Source organism: Solwaraspora sp. WMMD1047 (assembly GCF_029626155.1).
GTDB lineage: Bacteria > Actinomycetota > Actinomycetes > Mycobacteriales > Micromonosporaceae > WMMD1047.
Map to the genome: position 1 here is coordinate 7,183,349 of NZ_JARUBL010000001.1, position 17,192 is coordinate 7,200,540.

A 17,192-nucleotide genomic window follows, 5' to 3' on the forward strand; every position below is an offset into this window, starting at 1 on the left:
TGGTTCCGGACCGGGGGATTGTTGGTCGGGTCAGCTTTTACCGCATCAGAGGCTGCGGCACTGGCCCGTGGCGATGCCCTTCACGGTGTTCGGCCGGTCCTCGTCGACCGGCGCCGGGTCGTTGCCGCCGCAGTAGAGCGAACCGCTCACACTGCTCGCGGCGACCACCACCGCCTCGCCACCGGTGTTGTCGTGCACGTTGACCGAACCGGCCACCGTCACCGCGTCGACCCGGACGCCGCCGGTGTTCCGGGTGACCGAGAGGCCGCCGGTCAGCTTGCCCTGCTCGACCAGGACCGGGCCGGTGGACTCGGAGACGATGACCCGCCCGGAGACGGTGCCGCCGGTCAGCGTCACCGAATCCGATCCGGTCACCATCACCAGCCCGGAGACCTTCGTGCCGGTCAGCGCGAACGACCCGACGTCGCTCACGTTCACCGGACCGGAGATGGTGCCGCCGGCCAGCGCGACCCGCTCACCACCGGTCACCGCGATCCGGCCGGACACGACCGCGTCGGTCACCGACAGCCAGGCCGGGGCGGTCGCGACGATCGGCGAGTTGATCCGACCACCGTCGACGATCAGCGAGGCGCCCTCGGCCACCGTCACCTTCGCCGACACCGTCGCACCGTCCAAACAGGTCACTCCGCTGGAGACCACCAGCGGCGTGGTCCGCCGGCCGGTGATCGTGGTGGTGCACTCCGGGGTCTCCGGCTCGCCCTGGCCGACCGCCGAACGGGGCTCGGTGTCGGCCGTGACCGGCGAGTTCGCCGCGAAGTAGTTCACCAGCATGGTCAGGTCGTTGTCGCCGGTGGTGGTCCGGTCGGTCCCGCCGGCCAGCGCGGTGAAGTTGTCACCGCCGGCCGCCAGGAACGAGTTCACCGTCACCCGGTAACTGCCGGTCGGGCTGATCGGCGTGCCGTTCAACGACATCGAGGTGATCCGCGAACCCTGCGCCGCGGTCGGGTCGTAGGTGTAGTAGAAGCCGTCCGAGACCCCCAGCCAGAGCACCGGCCGGGACGCCCCCGCCGGCTGCCACTGCTGCTCCAACACCTGCTTGATCTCGGCGCCGGTGAAGGTCTTGGTCACCACGTCGTTGGCGAACGGCTGCACCGAGAACGCCTCCGAGTAGGTGACCACCCCGTCCGGGCTGTAGACCAGGTCGGCGCGGAGACCACCCGGGTTCATGAACGCGATCTGCGCCCCACCCCGGCCCGGGTCGCTGGTGCCGGCGAGCTGCACGTCGGCGATGAAGTTGCCGAGCACCGACTCCTTGCCCCGGTCCTCGTTGCCGTCCGTGTACGCCCGCCGGATGTCGGCGGTGATCGAGCCGAGCTGACGCTGACCCAGCTCCTGGGCGCGTTCCTTGGCCGCCGCGACGATCGTGGCCACCGCCGGGTCCTGCGGCGCCCCGACCACGGTCACCAGCTCCGGTACGGCCGCGGTCACCGCGTCCGACGCCGGGTCGTAGGTGAGCGTGACCTTGCCGAGCCGCTTGCCGTAGTCCTCGGCCTGCACCACCGGGCGCGAGGTGTCGGTGCCCGGCACCGGGACCAGGAACGCGTACGGCTGGTGGGTGTGGCCGCTGAAGATGACGTCGATGTCGGCGTCGGCCCGGGTGTAGCGGCCGAAGACCGGGTCGCTGGCGAGCGCCTCGGCGGAGTCGATGTTCTCGGTGGCCGCCCCCTCGTGGGTGAGCAGCACCACCACGTCGGCCTCGCCGTTGGTGTCGTCGCCGTCGGAGAGCTGGTCGGCCACCGCGTTCGCCTCGGCGACCGCGTCCCGGAACTCCAGGCCGGCAATGCCGTCCGGGCTGACCAGCGACGCGGTCTGCTCGGTCACCACGCCGATGTAGCCGACCCGGACCCCACCCAGGGTCTCGATCGCGTACGCCGGCAGCGCCCGCGCACCGTCGCGGTAGACGTTCGCCCCCAGGTACGGGAAGTCCGCCCGGTCGGTCACCCGGCCGGTGAGGTCGGCCATCCCCTTGTCGAACTCGTGGTTGCCGACCGCCGAGACGGCCAGCCCGGCCTGGTTGAGGAAGTCCAGGGTCGGGTTGTCGTCGTCGATCGCCGAGATGAAGGTGGAGGCGCCGATGTTGTCGCCGGCCGACACGAACGCGGTGTTCGGGTTCTCCGCCCGGAGCTGGTTGACCAGCCCGGCGATCTGGGCGGCGCCGCCGATCGGGCGCCCGTCGGGCGCGTTGCCCGGCGACTCCAGCCGGCCGTGGAAGTCGTTGATGCTGAGCAGTTGCAGGTCCACCGGGCCGGTCGCCCCGGTGCTGAGCCCCACCACGATCGGGTTGTGGTCGCTGGCCCGGTACGGGTCGGCCGTGTAGTACGACGGCACCCCGTCGTACTGGTAGGCGTACGACTCGTGGGCGTTGATCTGCCAGACGTCCACCCCGGTGACCCGCTCGGCGAGCGACGCCGAGGCGAGCGCGTGGTCCAGTGATCCGGACTCGCCGCTGAAGACGTAGCTGGTCCGGCCGGTGTCGTTCAGGTCGGCGTACCCGGCCTGGTAGAGCACGTGCGCCGGGTCCTCCTGGGTGTACGCGTTGAAGTCGCCCAGCAGCAGCACCTCGTCGCTGCCGCTGTCGGCGGCGACCTGCGCGGCGAAGGCCGCCAACGCCTGCGCCTGCCGGGTCCGGTCGCCGTTGAAGGCACCCTGGCCGTCGCCGCTGTCGGCGTTGTCGCCGGTCGCCGAGTCCGACGAGCTCTTGGACTTGAAGTGGTTGGCGATGACGGAGAAGGTGACCCCGCCGGCGATGAAGGTCTGCGCGATCGGCTCGCGCGCGTTGAACCAGACCGTCTCGTCGTTCACCGACCGGGACGGGCCGTCGAGCTGCACCGCGCCCGGCTTGAAGATGATCGCGTTGGTGATGACGTCCTGCTGGGCCGCCGCCGGCAGGTCGGCCGGGTTGCGGACGTAGTCCCAGGTGCCGGCGCCGTCGGCCGCGTTCAGGGCGCCGACCAGGCGGGCCAGCGCCTTGTGCGGGTCGGCGGCGTCGAACCGGATCGAGTTCTCGATCTCCTGCAGGGCGACCACGTCGGCGTCGAGCGCGCTGATCGCCGCGACGATCTTCGCCTCCTGCTTGGCCAGGCCGGCCTCGTCGGGGGCGCCGCGGGCGTCGCCGCCGAAGTGGACGAAGTAGTTGAGCACGTTGAAGCTGGCCACCCGCAGGTCGCCGCCGACGTCGACGGGTGCCGGCGTACGCGGGTTGACGACCTTGAAGGTGGTCCGGTCGGCGGCCGGGGTCTCCGCGTCGACCGGGGTGGTCGGCTGCAGCCGCCACTCGTTGAAGCCGTACGACAGCACGGTGCGGCCGAACGCCTCGACGGCGTCGCCGACCCGGACCGGGTTCTCCTTCGACAGGTACGGCGGCAGCAGCCCGGCGGAGGCCAGGTTCGTGGTTCGACCGTCGTCGATCAGCAGCCGGCCGAGCCGGTTGGCCGACGCGACCGCCTGCGCCTCGGGGGTGCCGGGGCGGGCCACGTCGGTCGGGATGGTGGCCGGCTCGTCACCGGCGGTCAGCGCGATCTCACCGAACCGGTTGAGGTTGTAGACCTCGGAGACGGCGTACGGGCCGACCGGCGCGACGAGCATGGACTCGACCGACTCGCGGGCCGGGGCGTCCAGCGGCAGGCTGAGTGCGACCGGGCTGGGCAGCTCGACGCCCTGCTCGCAGACCCGCACGTCGGCCTGGCCGGCGATGCTGACCTGGGTGAGGCCGTTGAACTCGCTGGCGGTGCCGCTGACCCGGACCAGGTCGCCGATCGCGACCGCCGGGTGGTTGGCGGAGTTGCTGGTCAGGTAGACGAAGATGCCGTCCGAGGCGGTGCCGGCGGCCACCGTACGGCCGCCGCCGCTGCCGGCGGTCTGCAGGTAGAGGCCGTTGTAGCCGCCGCTGCGGTGGTCGCCGGTGACCACGCCGTCCACGGTGACCCGGGTGCCGGCCAGCGGGGTCGCGTCGCCGGTGCCCTGCACCTGCGCGATGGTGTGGCTGGCGGTGCCGTCACAGCCGACCGGGTCGGGATCCGGGTCCGGGTCGGGGTCGCCGCCGCCGTTACGGGTGCCGAAGGTGTGCGCCGCCGGCGCCGTCCAGGCACCGTCGATCTTCTGCAGCGAGTGGCCGACCGGGGTGCTGGCGGACTCGGCGACCCCGATGTCGGTGCTGGTGGTGCCGTTCGCCGGGCCGCCCGCCGCGGTCAGCGTCCCCTCGTAGCTGAGGAACTCGGCCACCGTCTGATCCGGAGCGACGAGCGCGATCCCGTCCGGGGCGCCGTTCTGGATTCCGTCGGTCGGGTAGTTCTCCACCACCACACCGGCCGCCGGCACCGCGCCGGAGAGGGTACGCGTGCCGTAGGCGGCGCCGTTCGCACCGTTGTAGAGAACGATCTGCCAACCCGTCAGGTCGAAGCCCTCGGGCGCCTGGACCTCTATGGCCTCGCCGGTGTCGGTGCCGGCGTTGTCGTAATGAATCTCACTGATGAACGGCGTCGCCGTCGGCTGCGCGGCGATGGCCGGCACGGCACTTGTCAGGCTGAGCGCACCGCTGGTGATGAGCACGCCCAGCACGGGGAGTGAGCGCATGCGTCTGTTCCGGCGCATAGAAACTGAACCTCCGGTAAGGGGGTAGATCCGGAGGAGCATAAGCGGCAACGATGTCGAAACAAGGGATGAGAGGTGTACGGAACGGTATCTATTCCGGCTCGGGTGCGAGGTTCGGACCGATTGGCCCCACGGCGGTGACCTGCGGGTGTTTGGTTCCGGCCCAACCGGGGGCGGCGGCGGGCCGATCCTGCCGGTATGGTGGTCAACTAACCTGTCCCCGCCTGGCCAACGAAGGCGTCCGGTCGCCGACGTAACCGTCCAGTCGAGCTTCAGCGGGAGCCGACCACATCCCTGTGCCGCTCCGCTGATCCGCCCCTGAACGAGGTTGCCCTGTGAGTCTGTACGGCGAGAAGAAGACGCCCGCCGACGAGGCCCCGACCGTCCAGATCCCGCGCGTACCGGCGGACGCCGGACGGCCGGATCTGACCCGCGCCATCCCCCGGCAGGCCCAGCGCGGCCCGGCCACGCCCCCCGGCCCCGGCGCACCTCTTGCCGCACCCTCCGGGTCCGCCACACCGTTCGGCCCCGCCACGCCCCCCGGTTCCGCCACGCCGCCTGGTCCGACGACCGGTCCGGCGGGCACGGTGGATCGAGCCGGGATGCGCGACGGCAATGCGATCACCCAGGTGTTCAGCCTGCCGGCGACCGACCCGGCCGGGGAGTCGCCGGCCCAGCCCGCCGAGCCACTCGGCCCGGCGACCGGGCCGGGCCGCAAGCGCGGCGCCCGCCGGCTGATCCTGGCCGGCGCCGCCGCCGTCGCCGTCATCGCGGCCGGCAGCGGCACCGCCAGCTACGCGTACGCGGGCGAGGTGCCGCGGGGGACCACGGTGCTCGGCCTGGAGCTGGGCGGCAAGAGCCGCGCGGAGGCGGCCAGCGCGCTCCAGGCCGAGTTGGCCCGGCGCGCCGAGACCTTCGGCTCCCCGGTGCCGGTTCGGATCGGCGAGAAGACCGGCGAGATCATCCCGGCCGAGGTCGGGCTCGCGGTGGACGTCGACGCGACGGTGGCCAGGAGCGCGGAGAGCAACCCCTCCCCGGTCGGGCGGCTGTTCGGCTCGCACGAGGTCGACCCGGTGGTCACCGTCGATCCGGTCCGGCTGGACGAGAAGCTGCGGGCGATCGTCGGCAAGGACGGCCAGCGGATGAAGATGCCGGCGATCACCTTCTCCGGCACGACGCCCAAGCCGACCTACCCCGAGCCGGGCATCGACCTGGCCGAGGAGCAGTCGGCGCAGGCGGTACGGGACGGCTGGCTGGAGGTCGGACCGGTCGAGGTGCCGCTGGTCGAGAAGTTCCCGGCCACCAGCACCGAGGAGGTGGACCGGCTGGTCAACGAGCTGGCGAAGCCGGCGGTGGCCGCCCCGGTGCGGGTGACCACCGACCGCGGCCAGTTCTCGGTGCCGCCGGCCGCGATCGCGAAGAGCCTGATCCTGACCGCCGACAAGACCGGCAGGATCGAGCCGCGGGTGGACGAGAAGAAGCTGCGCGCCGCGCTCACCGACCAGCTCGCCGACGTCGAGGTCAAGCCCAAGGAAGCCACCATGTCGATCGCGGGCGGCAAGCCGAAGGTGCTCGCCAGCAGCGGTGGTCAGCAGGTGGACACGGCGGCGTTGAGCCGCGAACTGCTCGGCGTGCTGCCGAAGGCGGACGGGCGTGAGGTCCGGGGCACGATGAAGACGATCGCCCCGAAGACCACCACGGAGGACCTCTCCAAGCTCGGCGTGAAGGAGCGGGTCTCGACCTTCACCACCAACTTCACCGGCGGGCTCTCCTCGCCGCGCAGCCACAACATCGTGCAGGCGGCCAAGCAGGTGGACGGCGCCCTGGTCAAGCCGGGTGAGACCTTCTCGCTCAACAAGCACACCGGCGAGCGCGGGTACGCCCAGGGCTACAAGGACGCGCCGGTCATCCTCGACGGCAAGCTCGTGCCCGGGGTCGGCGGCGGGGTCTCCCAGTTCACCACCACGCTCTTCAACGCCACGTACTACGCCGGCCTCGAGGACGTCGAGCACAAGCCGCACTCGTACTACTTCAGCCGCTACCCGGCGGTCATCGAGTCGACGATCTTCTACCCGAACCTGGACTTCAAGTTCCGCAACAACACCGAGTACGGGGTGCTGCTCGACACCTCCTGGACGGGCAGTTCGATCACCGTGTCGGTCTGGAGCACCAAAATCTGGGACAAGGTCTCCACGGTTTACGGCCCTCGGCGCAACATCACCAGCCCGAAGACGGTCTACCTGGAACCGGGGCCGAACTGCATCGCGGCCAGCGGCAGCCAGGGCTTCTCCCAGGACGCGTTCCGGGTCTTCCGCAAGGACGGCAAGGAGGTCAAGCGGGAGAAGTTCTCCTGGACCTACGAGGCCGAGCCGAAGTTCATCTGCGCGAAGAAGCCCTAGCCGCGACGGGCCGAGGACTGTCCCCGGCAGGGCGGGACGATCAAAGATTTCGTTGAGATTTGCCGGATACCGTCCCGGACGGGTTCTGCGGCAGCGCTGGCACGAACAGCGCATGCAAGATCGTAATAATATTGACAGATTTCGATACTTGACGCTAACCTGATCTCGCCGTGGGACCCGTATTCGTTACCGCTTCACCACGAGGAGCGTCCCATGATCCCTGCCCGTCTGACCGAGTTCGTCACCACCCTGTTCCGGGTGGTCGTCGGTCTCCTGTTCGCCCTGCACGGCGCGGCCTCCCTCTTCGGCATCTTCGGCGGAAACCGGGGTTCTGGCGAGGCCATCGCGATCGGCACCTGGCCCGGCTGGTGGGCCGCCCTGATCCAGTTCGTCGGCGGACTGCTCGTGCTGCTCGGGCTCGGCACCCGAGTCGCGGCCATCGTCTGCTCAGGCTCGATGGCGTACGCCTACTTCGTCGTGCACCAGCCGGACGGGCTGCTGCCGCTGAACAACGGCGGCGAGCTGGCCGCGCTCTTCTGCTGGTCCTTCCTGGTGGTGGCCGCGCTCGGCGCGGGCCCCTGGTCGCTGGACGCGGCACTGCAGCGCCGGCAGCCGGCCGAGCGGGCCGAGGCGCTCAGCCGCGCCTGATGACCCGACCTCCGCTAGGCGGCGCGCCGCTGTCCGGTCCGTTGACCGGGCAGCGGCGGCCGCCCGGCCACGGCCGGCATCGCCGCACCGGAGCGCCCGGCACCCGGCCTCTGCTGCCCGCCCGGCTCGACCAGCCAGGTCGGCCCGGCCGGCTCGACCAGCCCGGCCGACTGGCCGGTGAGTCCGGTGGTCGGTTGGCGGCGGACCAGCCGCACCGGCGGTGCGGCGGCGGGCGGATCGGCGAACCGCACCCGCCAGGCCGGCCGGTCCGGTCGCTGGCCGGTCGGCGGCTGCCCGGGGTCGAGCCCGGGCCGGGAGAGGGCCACCACGATCAGATAGCCGGCCAGTACGAACCCGTGGCTGATCAGGCGGGCCGGCTCGACCATCGCCGCCGCCAGGTCGCTCACCGAGAGCAGCACCAGCATCGCGACGAACGCGCTGAGGGTGGGGAGCAGACCGGTGGGGCGGGTCCGGCGGACGGCGATGAAGAGGAAGCCGGCGCCGATGGCCACGTTCCAGGCGGCCGACTCGTGCCAGAGGTGCCCCGCCGTCGCCGTCAGGCCCGCGTTCGCGTGGGTGTGCGTCCCGGCGCCGCCCCCGCCCACCTGAGCCAGACCCAGCACGAGCTGCACCCCGCCCAGTACGCCGAGCCCGGTCCGCAGCAGTCCGACCAACCGGCCGCGGGCGGCACCGGCCGGCGGGGTGGTCCCCGCCGACTGGGTGGCGCGCGGCGGCAACGCCGCGAGCACCGCCGCGGCCAGGTCCAGGTCCGGCCGCTCGGTCACCACGCTGGTCCGCGCCAACCGGGTCACCGTCGCCGCGCCGTCCAGCCAGTCCCGGCAGTCCGCGCAGCCATCCAGATGAGCGTCGATCCCGTCCCGTTCGGCGGCACTCTCCTCGCCGTCCAACTGGGCGGACAACGCCTCACGCCACTGCTCACAGCCCATGTCTCCATAGTCGGACAGCGGCGCCGCCCAGTTCCCGTGGGGTGGCGGTCGTCGCAACCGTGGCCGAACCGTTAACCTCGCAGCATGTTTCCGACCGAGCCGGACGACGCGGAGATCACCGGGTGGGCGCTGGCCGCCGCAGCCGGAGACCGGGTCGCGGCGGCCGCCCTGATCCGGGCCACCCAGCAGTCCGTCCACCGGTTCCTGGCCCACCTGGTGGACGCCGGCGAGGCGGAGGACCTGGCCCAGGAGACCTTCCTGCGGGCGATGCGGGCGCTGCCGAGCTTCGCCGGCCGGTCCTCGGCGCGTACCTGGTTGTTGGCGATCGCCCGCCGGGTCGCCGCGGATCACGTGCGGACGCTGGTCCGCCGGCCGAGATCCGCCGCCGGCCCGGACTGGCAGTCGGCCGCCGAGGCGACGCAGGTCGAGGCCGGGCCGCGGGTCGAGGAGATGGTCGTCCTGCGGCAGCTCGTCCGCGACCTGCCCGCCGACCGGCGGGAGGCGTTCGTGGCCACCCAGATCGTGGGGCTCAGCTACGCCGAGGCGGCCGAGGTCTGCGGCTGCCCGGTCGGCACCGTCCGGTCCCGGGTGGCCCGGGCCCGGCAGGATCTGGTGACCGCCCTGCGGGCTGCGGAGGGCCCGCCCCGACACCTGCGGTCGATCGGCGAGTGGCACCGGCGGGACGGCCGGGTCCGACGGGGTAGAAAGGGGCAGAACGTCACCGTCGCCGAGGAGAGGACCCCAGATGAGCCTGGAACGACCCGTCGCGCCCGATCCGTACGAGCTGCTGCCGCCGGTCCCGTCGTTCACGCTGACCAGCGAGGACGTCGCCAACGGAGAGCCGATGCCGGCCGATTTCGCCCACCACAGCGTGGGTGGCGGGAACCTCTCGCCGCAGCTGGCCTGGTCGGACCACCCCGCCGAAACGGGCAGCTTCGTGGTGACCTGTTACGACCCGGACGCGCCCACCGGCAGCGGCTTCTGGCACTGGGTGCTGGTCAACCTGCCGGCGTCGGTCACCCAACTACCCCGGGGTGCCGGCTCCGAGACGGCCGCGGGTGGGTTCAGCGTCCGCAACGACTACGGCGAGCAGGGGTACGGCGGTGCCGCGCCACCGGCGGGTGACCGCCCGCACCGGTACGTCTTCGCCGTACACGCGGTGGACGTGCCCGCCCTCGACCTGACGCCGGCCGCGACCCCGGCGGTCGTCGGCTTCAACCTGGCCTTCCACACCCTGGCCCGGGCGGTCATCCGCCCCACGTACCAGATCAAGGAGTGACCGGACGACCGCCGGTGCCGTGCGGCACGGCACCGGCGGTCGGATCGGTCGGCGGGGTCGCCCGCGCGCAGCGGTCAGCCGGGCACCCGGGCGACGGCGAACACCGACTGCCCGAAGGGCGGGCGGACCAGCTGCTCGGCCCACTTGGTGACCGGGAGCACGAGGGTGTCGTAGACCTTCACCATCGGCCCCTCCTTCGGCATCAGCCGGAAGACGTTGGTGGCCATGTAGTAGCCGATCAGGCCGAGCGCGTTGGCGTAGTGCAGCTTCTCGACGGTCAGCCCGGCCTCGGTGAGCGCGGCCCGCATCGTCTTCTTGGTGTAGCGGCGGACGTGGCCGGTGGCGATGTCGGCCGGGCCCATGGCGAACTCGAACGCCGGCACGATCAGCACGATCGCGCCGCCCGGCCGGACCAGCTCCCGCATGCTGCGCAGGGCGCCGACGTGGTCCTCGATGTGCTCCAGCACGTTGTAGGAGACGGCGGCGGAGTAGTCACCGCGCTCCGAGTGCGGCAGCAGCATCTGCCGTACCTCGATCTTCGGTTCGCCGGCGAGCCGCTCCTTGAGGGCGATCAGCCGGTCCGGGTCCGCCTCGGTGGCCGTGAACCGGCTGAGGTAGGGCGCCCACTCCATGGCGTAGTAGCCGAGGCCACTGCCGATCTCGATCGGGTTGTCGCCGAGATAGGGCAGGGCCAGCTCGACGAACCACCGACGGTGGTTGACCGCGGTCGCGAGACCTTCGAGCACCTCTTCCTGAACCCGCTGATCTCCTGTTATTTCTACCATGCGTCGATTCCTCACGATCTGAACCCGACCTGCAGCGGTCCGACAGAGTGAACCATCTACGACGACCGTAGGGAAATTGGGGCGCGGATGCGGCCTGATCCACCGAGTTGAAGCACGGTCGTGACCCTCGCACTGGACGTATCGGTACATATGACGCCAGTTCCGGTGAAGGAATATCACGTTACGCCCGAGTTACCTACTCTTGGTAGCCAGATGGCTACGATTCAGTCGACCACCGTCGAACCGCCCGCCGACGAACCGGCGCGGACCGTGGCCGGGGTCACCACCACCCCGCCCGATGTCCGGCGCGGCCGGCTCGGGGACGCCGCCGCCGGCGTGAGCTTCGTCGCGCTGGCCGGCTGGCTCACCGCCCGGCTCTGGGCCGACCCCGGGCAGGAACTCCGGTCGAACTCCACCGATCAGGCCTTCTTCACCTGGATGCTGGCGCACGGCGGCCGGCTGGTGGGCGCCCCGACCGACCCGCTGCACTCGGCGCAGATGAACGTGCCGGACGGGGTGAACCTGATGGCGAACACCTCGGTGCTCGCGCTCACCCTGCCGATGGCGCCGGTCACCCTGCTCGCCGGCCCCCGGGCCGCGTTCACCGTGCTGCTCACCGCGGTCCTGGTCGGCACGGCGCTGGCCTGGTACCTGGTGCTGACCCGGCCGTTGGCCCTGCCCCGGCCGGCGGCCTGGGTGGGCGCCGGCTTCTGCGCCTTCTCCCCCGCCATGGTGTCGCACGCCAACGGCCACCCGAACATCGTGGCGCAGTTTCTCGTACCGCTGATCATCTGGCGGACCCTGCGGCTGACGGCGGACCGGTGGCTGCGAAACGGCGTGCTGCTCGGCCTGCTGGTCACCGCGCAGGCCTTCATCAACCTGGAGATCCTGCTGCTCACCGCGGTCGGACTCGGGGTGTTCGTGGTGATCGTGGCCGCCCGGCGGGCGGATCTGCGGCGGCGCTGGCGGCCGTTCCTGGCCGCCCTCGGGGTGGCCGCCGTGGTGGCGGGGACGCTGCTCGGCTATCCGCTGCACGAGCTGTTCGCCGGGGCCCAGTCGTACCGGGGTCTGCCGCCGTCGGTCCGGGACTACGGCGCCGACCTCGCCTCTTTCGTGGCGTTCTCCACCGAGTCGCTGGCCGGCGACCCGGCCGCCGTCAAGCCGCTGCGGCAGAACCCGAGCGAGGAGAACGCCTTCTTCGGCTGGCCGCTTGTCGTCCTACTGGTGGTCCTGGTCGCCTGGCTGCGCCGCAGCGCCGTGGTGATCGGGCTGGCCGGCGCCGGGCTGGTCTTCGCCGCGTTGTCGCTCGGGTCGAGGATCAGGGTGACCGGCCGGCAGACCGGGGTGCCCGGCCCGTGGGCGGCGTTGGACGCCGTTCCGGTGCTCGACTCGGTGGTGCCGACCCGGTGGGCGCTGGCCATCACCCCGGTCGCCGGCCTGTTGCTGGCGCTGGGCTGCCAGCGGTTGCCGCGGGCGGTCCCCCGGCCGGCCCTGCGCAACGGGCTGACGGCCGTGCTGGTGATGGCGCTGCTGCCGCTCGCGCCGACCCCGCTGCCCACCCGGGACCGCCCGCCGGTGCCGGACTTCGTCACCAGCGGCGCCTGGCGGCAGTACGCCGACGGCGGCCGGACGGTGGTGCCGTTGCCGTTGCCGGACGCCAACTACGCCCAGCCGCTCACCTGGTCCGCGGTCACCGGACTGGACCTACGGCTACCGCGGGGTTACTTCCTCGGGCCGGCCGCCGACCCGGACCGCACCGGCCGGTTCTCGGCACCGCCCCGCCCCACCGACCGGTTCTTCGACCGGATCCGCCGGACCGGTCAGGTGCCGCCGGTCGACGAGCGGCTGCGCGCCGCGTTCAGCGCCGATCTGCGGCACTGGCGGGCGGGCGTGGTGGTGCTGGCGCCGCAACCGCACGAGCTGGCGCTGCGGCAGGGCATGACGGCGCTGAGCGGGTTCGAGCCGACGTTGACCGGCGGGGTGTGGATCTGGGACGTCCGCGCCATCACCGGCTGATCGGCCCCGCCTCTCGGCCCGGGTCGACTCTCCGGCGGCCCGCTGGGCCGGCTGACCCAGCGGCACGGTGCCCTGCCGGTCTGGCGGGCGTCAGGAGGGGCGGATGCAGCAGCCGGCGCAGATCTTGGGTTGCGGCAGCGTGAAGGCGAGGCAGCAGGTCCGGCGCTGTACGGTCAGCTCGCCGGTCGGACCGGGCACCAGCTCGATCAGGTCGCCGATGTCCAGCGCGTCGAGCAGGGCGCCGATGTGCTGCGCCGACGAACCCGGCAGCGTGTCGGCCGCCCGCAGGACGCCGTGCGCCACCCCGGAGGCGACCGAGCCGAGCAGCGTGCGGCTGCCGAGTCGTACCCGGTCGTGGATCGAGTCCAGCATCGGCGTCAGATGCTGGTCCAGCAGGGATTCCCGGAGCGCGGCCAGCAGGGCCGCCTCGTCGGCGACCACCCGCACCTCCGGCCGCCCGGCCAGCGCCAGCGGGTCGGTGGGCAACACCGCCACCTCGGTGCAGCGGCGCAGGCCCAGGGTGAGCAGCGGCTGGTCGTCCTCGAAGTGGATCAGCACGTCGGCGGGGCGCAGCAGCGGGACCCGCCGGGCGGACGCCCAGCCCAGCACCGCCGGCAGCGCCAGCCAATAGGTGTACGCCTTCCAGGCCAGCGCGGCGGCCGCGTGCGGCGCGGCGTTCCAGCGGTGCCGGGCGGCATCGAGCAGCTGCGGCAGCCGGGTGCCGTCGACCAGCTCGGTGGCCGGCGTCCAGCCCGCCTCGTCCGCCACGGTCAGGCCGGGCGCGAGGCCGGGCAGATCGTCGGTGCCGAACATCGCCCGCAGGGTCGAGGTGACGGGAGCGAGTGGCGCGGCGCGGCCATCGAGGAGTGTCGTCACGCTGTGTGGCCAGTCTCGGACAGTACGCTGAGACCGGGAAGGGCGGTTCCGGACCTGCCGGCACATCGCCTCTCGTGGCCTCGCGTTACCGCTGTCACCTGGACTCCACCCTCCCTGGCCGATGCCGACGGGCAACCATAACCCACTAAGGCAAGGCTAACCAGAGTACGGAGCCACGGGGGACGTTCGTCACGATTGGTAGCTGAATTTGGTGGGCCACCCAGGGTGGCGGGAGGATCGACAAGGATGGAGTAATTGTCAAGCCAAATGTCGTTAACGCGCCAGTCGTGTCCCGCTGAGCGACTCGGCACTCAAACTGAAATTCCCGGCCATGAGGACCATGATGACAACCTCGCCTATCGAGCGGGCTGCCGACTCGTTCGCGGCCGAGCTGTCCCGTCAGCGGCTCGAGCGGGGCATGACGAAGAAACAGCTCGCTGCCCGGATGGGTTTCGACCCCTCCTACGTCAGCCACGTCGAGGGCCGGCGCCACCGGCCCACCGAGGACTTCGCCCGCCGGGCGGAGGCCGTGCTCGGCGCGTCCGGCGCCATCTGGCAGCGCTTCCAGGAGTACGACGTGCTCCGGCAGGCCCGCTCCGGCAGCGCCGCCCAGCGCGACCCGCACGTCCCCGAGCAGTGGATGCCACCCGGCACCGGGCTGATCATCGAACACGAGCTGGCCAGTCTCTCGTACCACGAGGGCCGGTACCGCTGCGTGGTACGGCGGGCCCTCTACAACGCCGGCACCGAGCCGGTCACCCGCTATCTGGTCCGGCTGGCGGTCGACCGGTTCCCGGCCGACCCGGGCCGGTCCAACCGGCACCACCGGGACCACCCGCTGACCTTCGCCGAACTCGACCTGCGGGCACACTGCGACGACCACGGCAGCCGGGAGCCGATGGAATGGCGAAAGAAGCACGACCGGGACGCCTTCAAGGAGGCGTGGCTGCTCTTCGAGAACGCTGACGGCCGGTTCCCCCTCTATCCCGGCTCGCGGGTCACCATCGAGTACACCTACTCGGTGTCGGAGGAGAAGTGGGGGCAGTGGTTCCAGCGGGCGGTGCGACTGCCGACCCGGCGGCTCGCCATCCGGCTGAGCCTGCCGCTGCAGCTCGACCCGCAGGTCTGGGGGGTGGAGACCTCACTGTCCGCCGAGGAGGGGCCGCTGCGTACCCCGCCGCAGCGGCACGACGAGGACGGCCGGGCGCTGTTCGAGTGGTCCACCGAGGACCCGCCGCTGAACGCCCGGTACCGACTGGAGTGGCGCTACCGGGCCCAGCCCGCCGCTGCTGGCGGATCCGCGCCGGCCGGCCGGGCGATCATCCCGAGCCAGCCGATCCCCGGCGAGGCACCCGACCCCGAGGAGCGGATCACCTCCGGTGACTCGGCGCTGCCGGCGCAGGGGGGTCGCGGACCACTGGAGTGAACGCTCCCACCCCACCCACGAACCTGGTCTCGGGCCCTGCCGGCAGGGCCCGAGACCAGGCTTTTTCGGGGGGAAGGGTAGCTTCTGGGTCAGACGTCGCCGAACGCGTCGTACCTGATGTTGCCGGTCGGCACCCGGTGCTCGGCCAGCGTCCGCAGCGCGGTCCGGACCAGTGCCGCCGAGCCGGAGACATAGCAGTCGTGCGTGGTCCACGGGCCGTACCGGTCGAGCACCTCGGAGATCTCGCCGCGCTCCCCCGCGAACCCGGGGTCGGCGCTGCAGGCCGGCACCACCGACAGCCACGGATGCTGGGCGGCCAGGTGGTACAGCTCGGTCAACCCGTACAGGTCGTCCCGGGTGTTGGCGGCGAAGAAGACGTGCACCCAGCGGGACCGGTTCTCCCGGGTCAGCTCCTCGACCAGCGCCTTGATCGGGGCGAGCCCGACCCCACCGGCGACGCAGAGCACGTCCCGGTCGGAATCCTCGGTCAGGGTCATCGAGCCCATCGGCGCTGCCAACCGGAGCAGGTCGCCGGGGCGGACCCGGCGGACCAGGGCGCTGGAGACCCAGCCGGCGCCTACCGCCCGGACGTGGAACTCCATCGTGTTGTCGTCGTTCGGGGCGTTCGCGATCGAGTAGGTCCGCCAGAGCCGGGGCTGGTAGCGGGGCGCCTCGATGCTGACGTACTGGCCGGCGCGGTAGGGCAGCCGGTGCAGCAGCGGTTGACAGGTGATGACCGCCACGTCGGCACCCCGCCGCTCGTGGCTGAGCACCTCGGCGTGCCAGAACGGCGGGTTCGGATCATCCTCGGCGCCGGCCAGCATCTTGTCGGAGATGACCTGGTACGCGTCCCGCCATGCCTGGTCGTACTCGACGCTCCACTGGTCGCCGGCGAAGGCCCGCAGCGCGTCGAGCAGGGCCGCGCCGACCACGTCGTAGTGCTCGGGCCGGACGTGGTACTTGCGGTGGTCCCGGCCCAGCGAGCGCAGGTAGTCGTCCAGGCGCTCCGGGTCGTCCATGTTCTGGACGGCGGTGACGATCGCCTCCAGGAGACGGTCCCGCTGCCCGTCCATCTGGACGGGGAAGAGATCCCGCAGGCGCGGGTCGGAGAGGAACATCCGGGCGTAGAAGTATCCAGCGACCTTGTCCCGCTGATCCTCGACGAGGATCCAGCTCTCCTTCAACAGCTGCGCGAGGTTATCCATGACACCCTTCTCGATCAGCTCCAGGGTCCGCGGCGTTCGGGGTGGTCGCTGGGGGGCGCGCGCCGCAACCAGGATCGCCAGACGGAGACACACCGGGTCGCACAGAGTGTGCGACCACGATCGCTATCAGTGACGTTATCCGGCTAATCGGGACGAGCCGGGCGGGCGGTGGAGCGCCCCGGCGGCGAGATCGGGCAGAGTATGCGGGTGACCGTTGATCTCGCCCCACCCCGGCAGCCGCTGTCGCGAGGGGTCCTGAGCACCGAGGTGCTACTCGTCCTCGGCCTGTCCCTGGGGCAGTCGGCCATCTACGCCACGGTCACCATCGTCGCCCGGCTGACCGCCGACCGGCCGCTCTCGCAGCAGACCGCCACCCTCAACGCCTCCCAGTCGGCCCGGCCCTGGCTGGACCTCACGTACCAGCTGCTCGGCATCGCATTCGCGCTGGTTCCGGTGCTGCTCGCCGTACACCTGCTCAACCGGGACCCCGGCGACGCGCGAGCGACGCTCGGCCTGGACCCCCGACGGCCCGGCCGGGACCTGGCCTGGGGCGCGGCGCTCGCCGCCGCGATCGGCCTGCCCGGGATCGGGCTGTTCTGGGCCGCGGCGGCGCTCGGCATCAACGCCAGCGTGGTGCCGGCCGGGCTCCCCGACCTGTGGTGGACGGTGCCGGTGCTGATCCTGGCCGCCACCCAGAACGCCATCCTGGAAGAGGTGATCGTCGTCGGGTACCTGATGACCCGGCTGCGGGAGCTGGGCTGGCGGGTCGGCGCGGTGCTCGCCACCAGCGCGCTGCTGCGCGGTTCCTACCACCTCTACCAGGGATTCGGCGCGTTCGTCGGAAACGTGATCATGGGAGTGGTACTCGGCCTGTTCTTCCTGCGGACCAGGCGGGTGCTGCCGCTGGTCATCGCGCACACCCTGCTGGACGTGGTCGCCTTCGTCGGGTACGCCCTGCTGCCACGCGAGTGGTTCGACTGGCTCTGACGGTCCGGCCGCT

10 protein-coding genes and 2 pseudogenes are annotated in these 17,192 nt (G+C 71.8%); 7 read left to right on the forward strand and 5 right to left on the reverse strand.

Annotated elements, in window-relative coordinates; translation table 11 throughout:
• Nucleotides 1-45: 45 nt before the first annotated feature.
• Entirely contained in the window at nucleotides 46-4,593 is a 4,548-nt protein-coding gene (locus tag O7627_RS32890) for an ExeM/NucH family extracellular endonuclease (RefSeq protein WP_278097318.1), read from the reverse strand.
• A 353-nt stretch (nucleotides 4,594-4,946) separates the two neighbouring features.
• Between O7627_RS32890 and O7627_RS32895 the strand changes: the two genes are divergently transcribed.
• Both O7627_RS32895 and O7627_RS32900 read left to right on the forward strand, forming a co-directional pair.
• Nucleotides 4,947-7,010: a VanW family protein gene (locus tag O7627_RS32895; RefSeq protein ID WP_278097319.1), complete on the forward strand. Its 2,064-nt coding sequence runs from the start codon at nucleotides 4,947-4,949 to the stop codon at nucleotides 7,008-7,010.
• A gap of 213 nt (nucleotides 7,011-7,223) precedes the next feature.
• A complete protein-coding gene (locus O7627_RS32900; protein ID WP_278097320.1) occupies nucleotides 7,224-7,658 on the forward strand; it encodes a DoxX family protein in 435 nt (144 codons plus the stop codon).
• 14 nt (nucleotides 7,659-7,672) lie between these two features.
• On the opposite strand, the gene O7627_RS32905 is transcribed toward O7627_RS32900, so the two are convergent.
• A complete protein-coding gene (locus O7627_RS32905) occupies nucleotides 7,673-8,605 on the reverse strand; it encodes a zf-HC2 domain-containing protein (protein WP_278097321.1) in 933 nt (310 codons plus the stop codon).
• Between the two features lie 84 nt (nucleotides 8,606-8,689).
• On the opposite strand from O7627_RS32905, the pseudogene O7627_RS32910 reads away from it, so the two are divergent.
• Together O7627_RS32910 and O7627_RS32915 are read left to right on the forward strand one after the other, a co-directional pair.
• Nucleotides 8,690-9,229, forward strand: a pseudogene (locus O7627_RS32910) (sigma-70 family RNA polymerase sigma factor); the annotation flags it as partial.
• Between the two features lie 121 nt (nucleotides 9,230-9,350).
• Nucleotides 9,351-9,884: a YbhB/YbcL family Raf kinase inhibitor-like protein gene (locus tag O7627_RS32915; RefSeq protein ID WP_278097322.1), complete on the forward strand. Its 534-nt coding sequence runs from the start codon at nucleotides 9,351-9,353 to the stop codon at nucleotides 9,882-9,884.
• Between the two features lie 74 nt (nucleotides 9,885-9,958).
• On the opposite strand, the gene O7627_RS32920 is transcribed toward O7627_RS32915, so the two are convergent.
• On the reverse strand, nucleotides 9,959-10,669 hold the full coding sequence (locus O7627_RS32920; protein WP_278097323.1) for a class I SAM-dependent methyltransferase: 711 nt from the start codon (nucleotides 10,667-10,669) through the stop codon (nucleotides 9,959-9,961).
• 213 nt (nucleotides 10,670-10,882) lie between these two features.
• Between O7627_RS32920 and O7627_RS32925 the strand changes: the two genes are divergently transcribed.
• A complete protein-coding gene (locus tag O7627_RS32925; protein WP_278097324.1) occupies nucleotides 10,883-12,685 on the forward strand; it encodes a hypothetical protein in 1,803 nt (600 codons plus the stop codon).
• Nucleotides 12,686-12,775: 90 nt separating this feature from the next.
• Here the strand turns inward: O7627_RS32925 and O7627_RS32930 are convergent, their stop codons facing one another.
• Nucleotides 12,776-13,498: an IucA/IucC family C-terminal-domain containing protein gene (locus O7627_RS32930; RefSeq protein WP_278098530.1), complete on the reverse strand. Its 723-nt coding sequence runs from the start codon at nucleotides 13,496-13,498 to the stop codon at nucleotides 12,776-12,778.
• 406 nt (nucleotides 13,499-13,904) lie between these two features.
• On the opposite strand from O7627_RS32930, the pseudogene O7627_RS32935 reads away from it, so the two are divergent.
• Nucleotides 13,905-14,837: pseudogene (locus O7627_RS32935) on the forward strand (helix-turn-helix transcriptional regulator); the annotation flags it as partial.
• A 239-nt stretch (nucleotides 14,838-15,076) separates the two neighbouring features.
• Here O7627_RS32935 and O7627_RS32940 read toward each other — a convergent pair.
• A complete protein-coding gene (locus O7627_RS32940; RefSeq protein ID WP_278097325.1) occupies nucleotides 15,077-16,192 on the reverse strand; it encodes a globin domain-containing protein in 1,116 nt (371 codons plus the stop codon).
• Nucleotides 16,193-16,399: 207 nt separating this feature from the next.
• Between O7627_RS32940 and O7627_RS32945 the strand changes: the two genes are divergently transcribed.
• Complete coding sequence (locus O7627_RS32945; protein ID WP_278097326.1) at nucleotides 16,400-17,179, forward strand: CPBP family intramembrane glutamic endopeptidase; 780 nt, start codon at nucleotides 16,400-16,402, stop codon at nucleotides 17,177-17,179.
• Nucleotides 17,180-17,192: the final 13 nt, after the last annotated feature.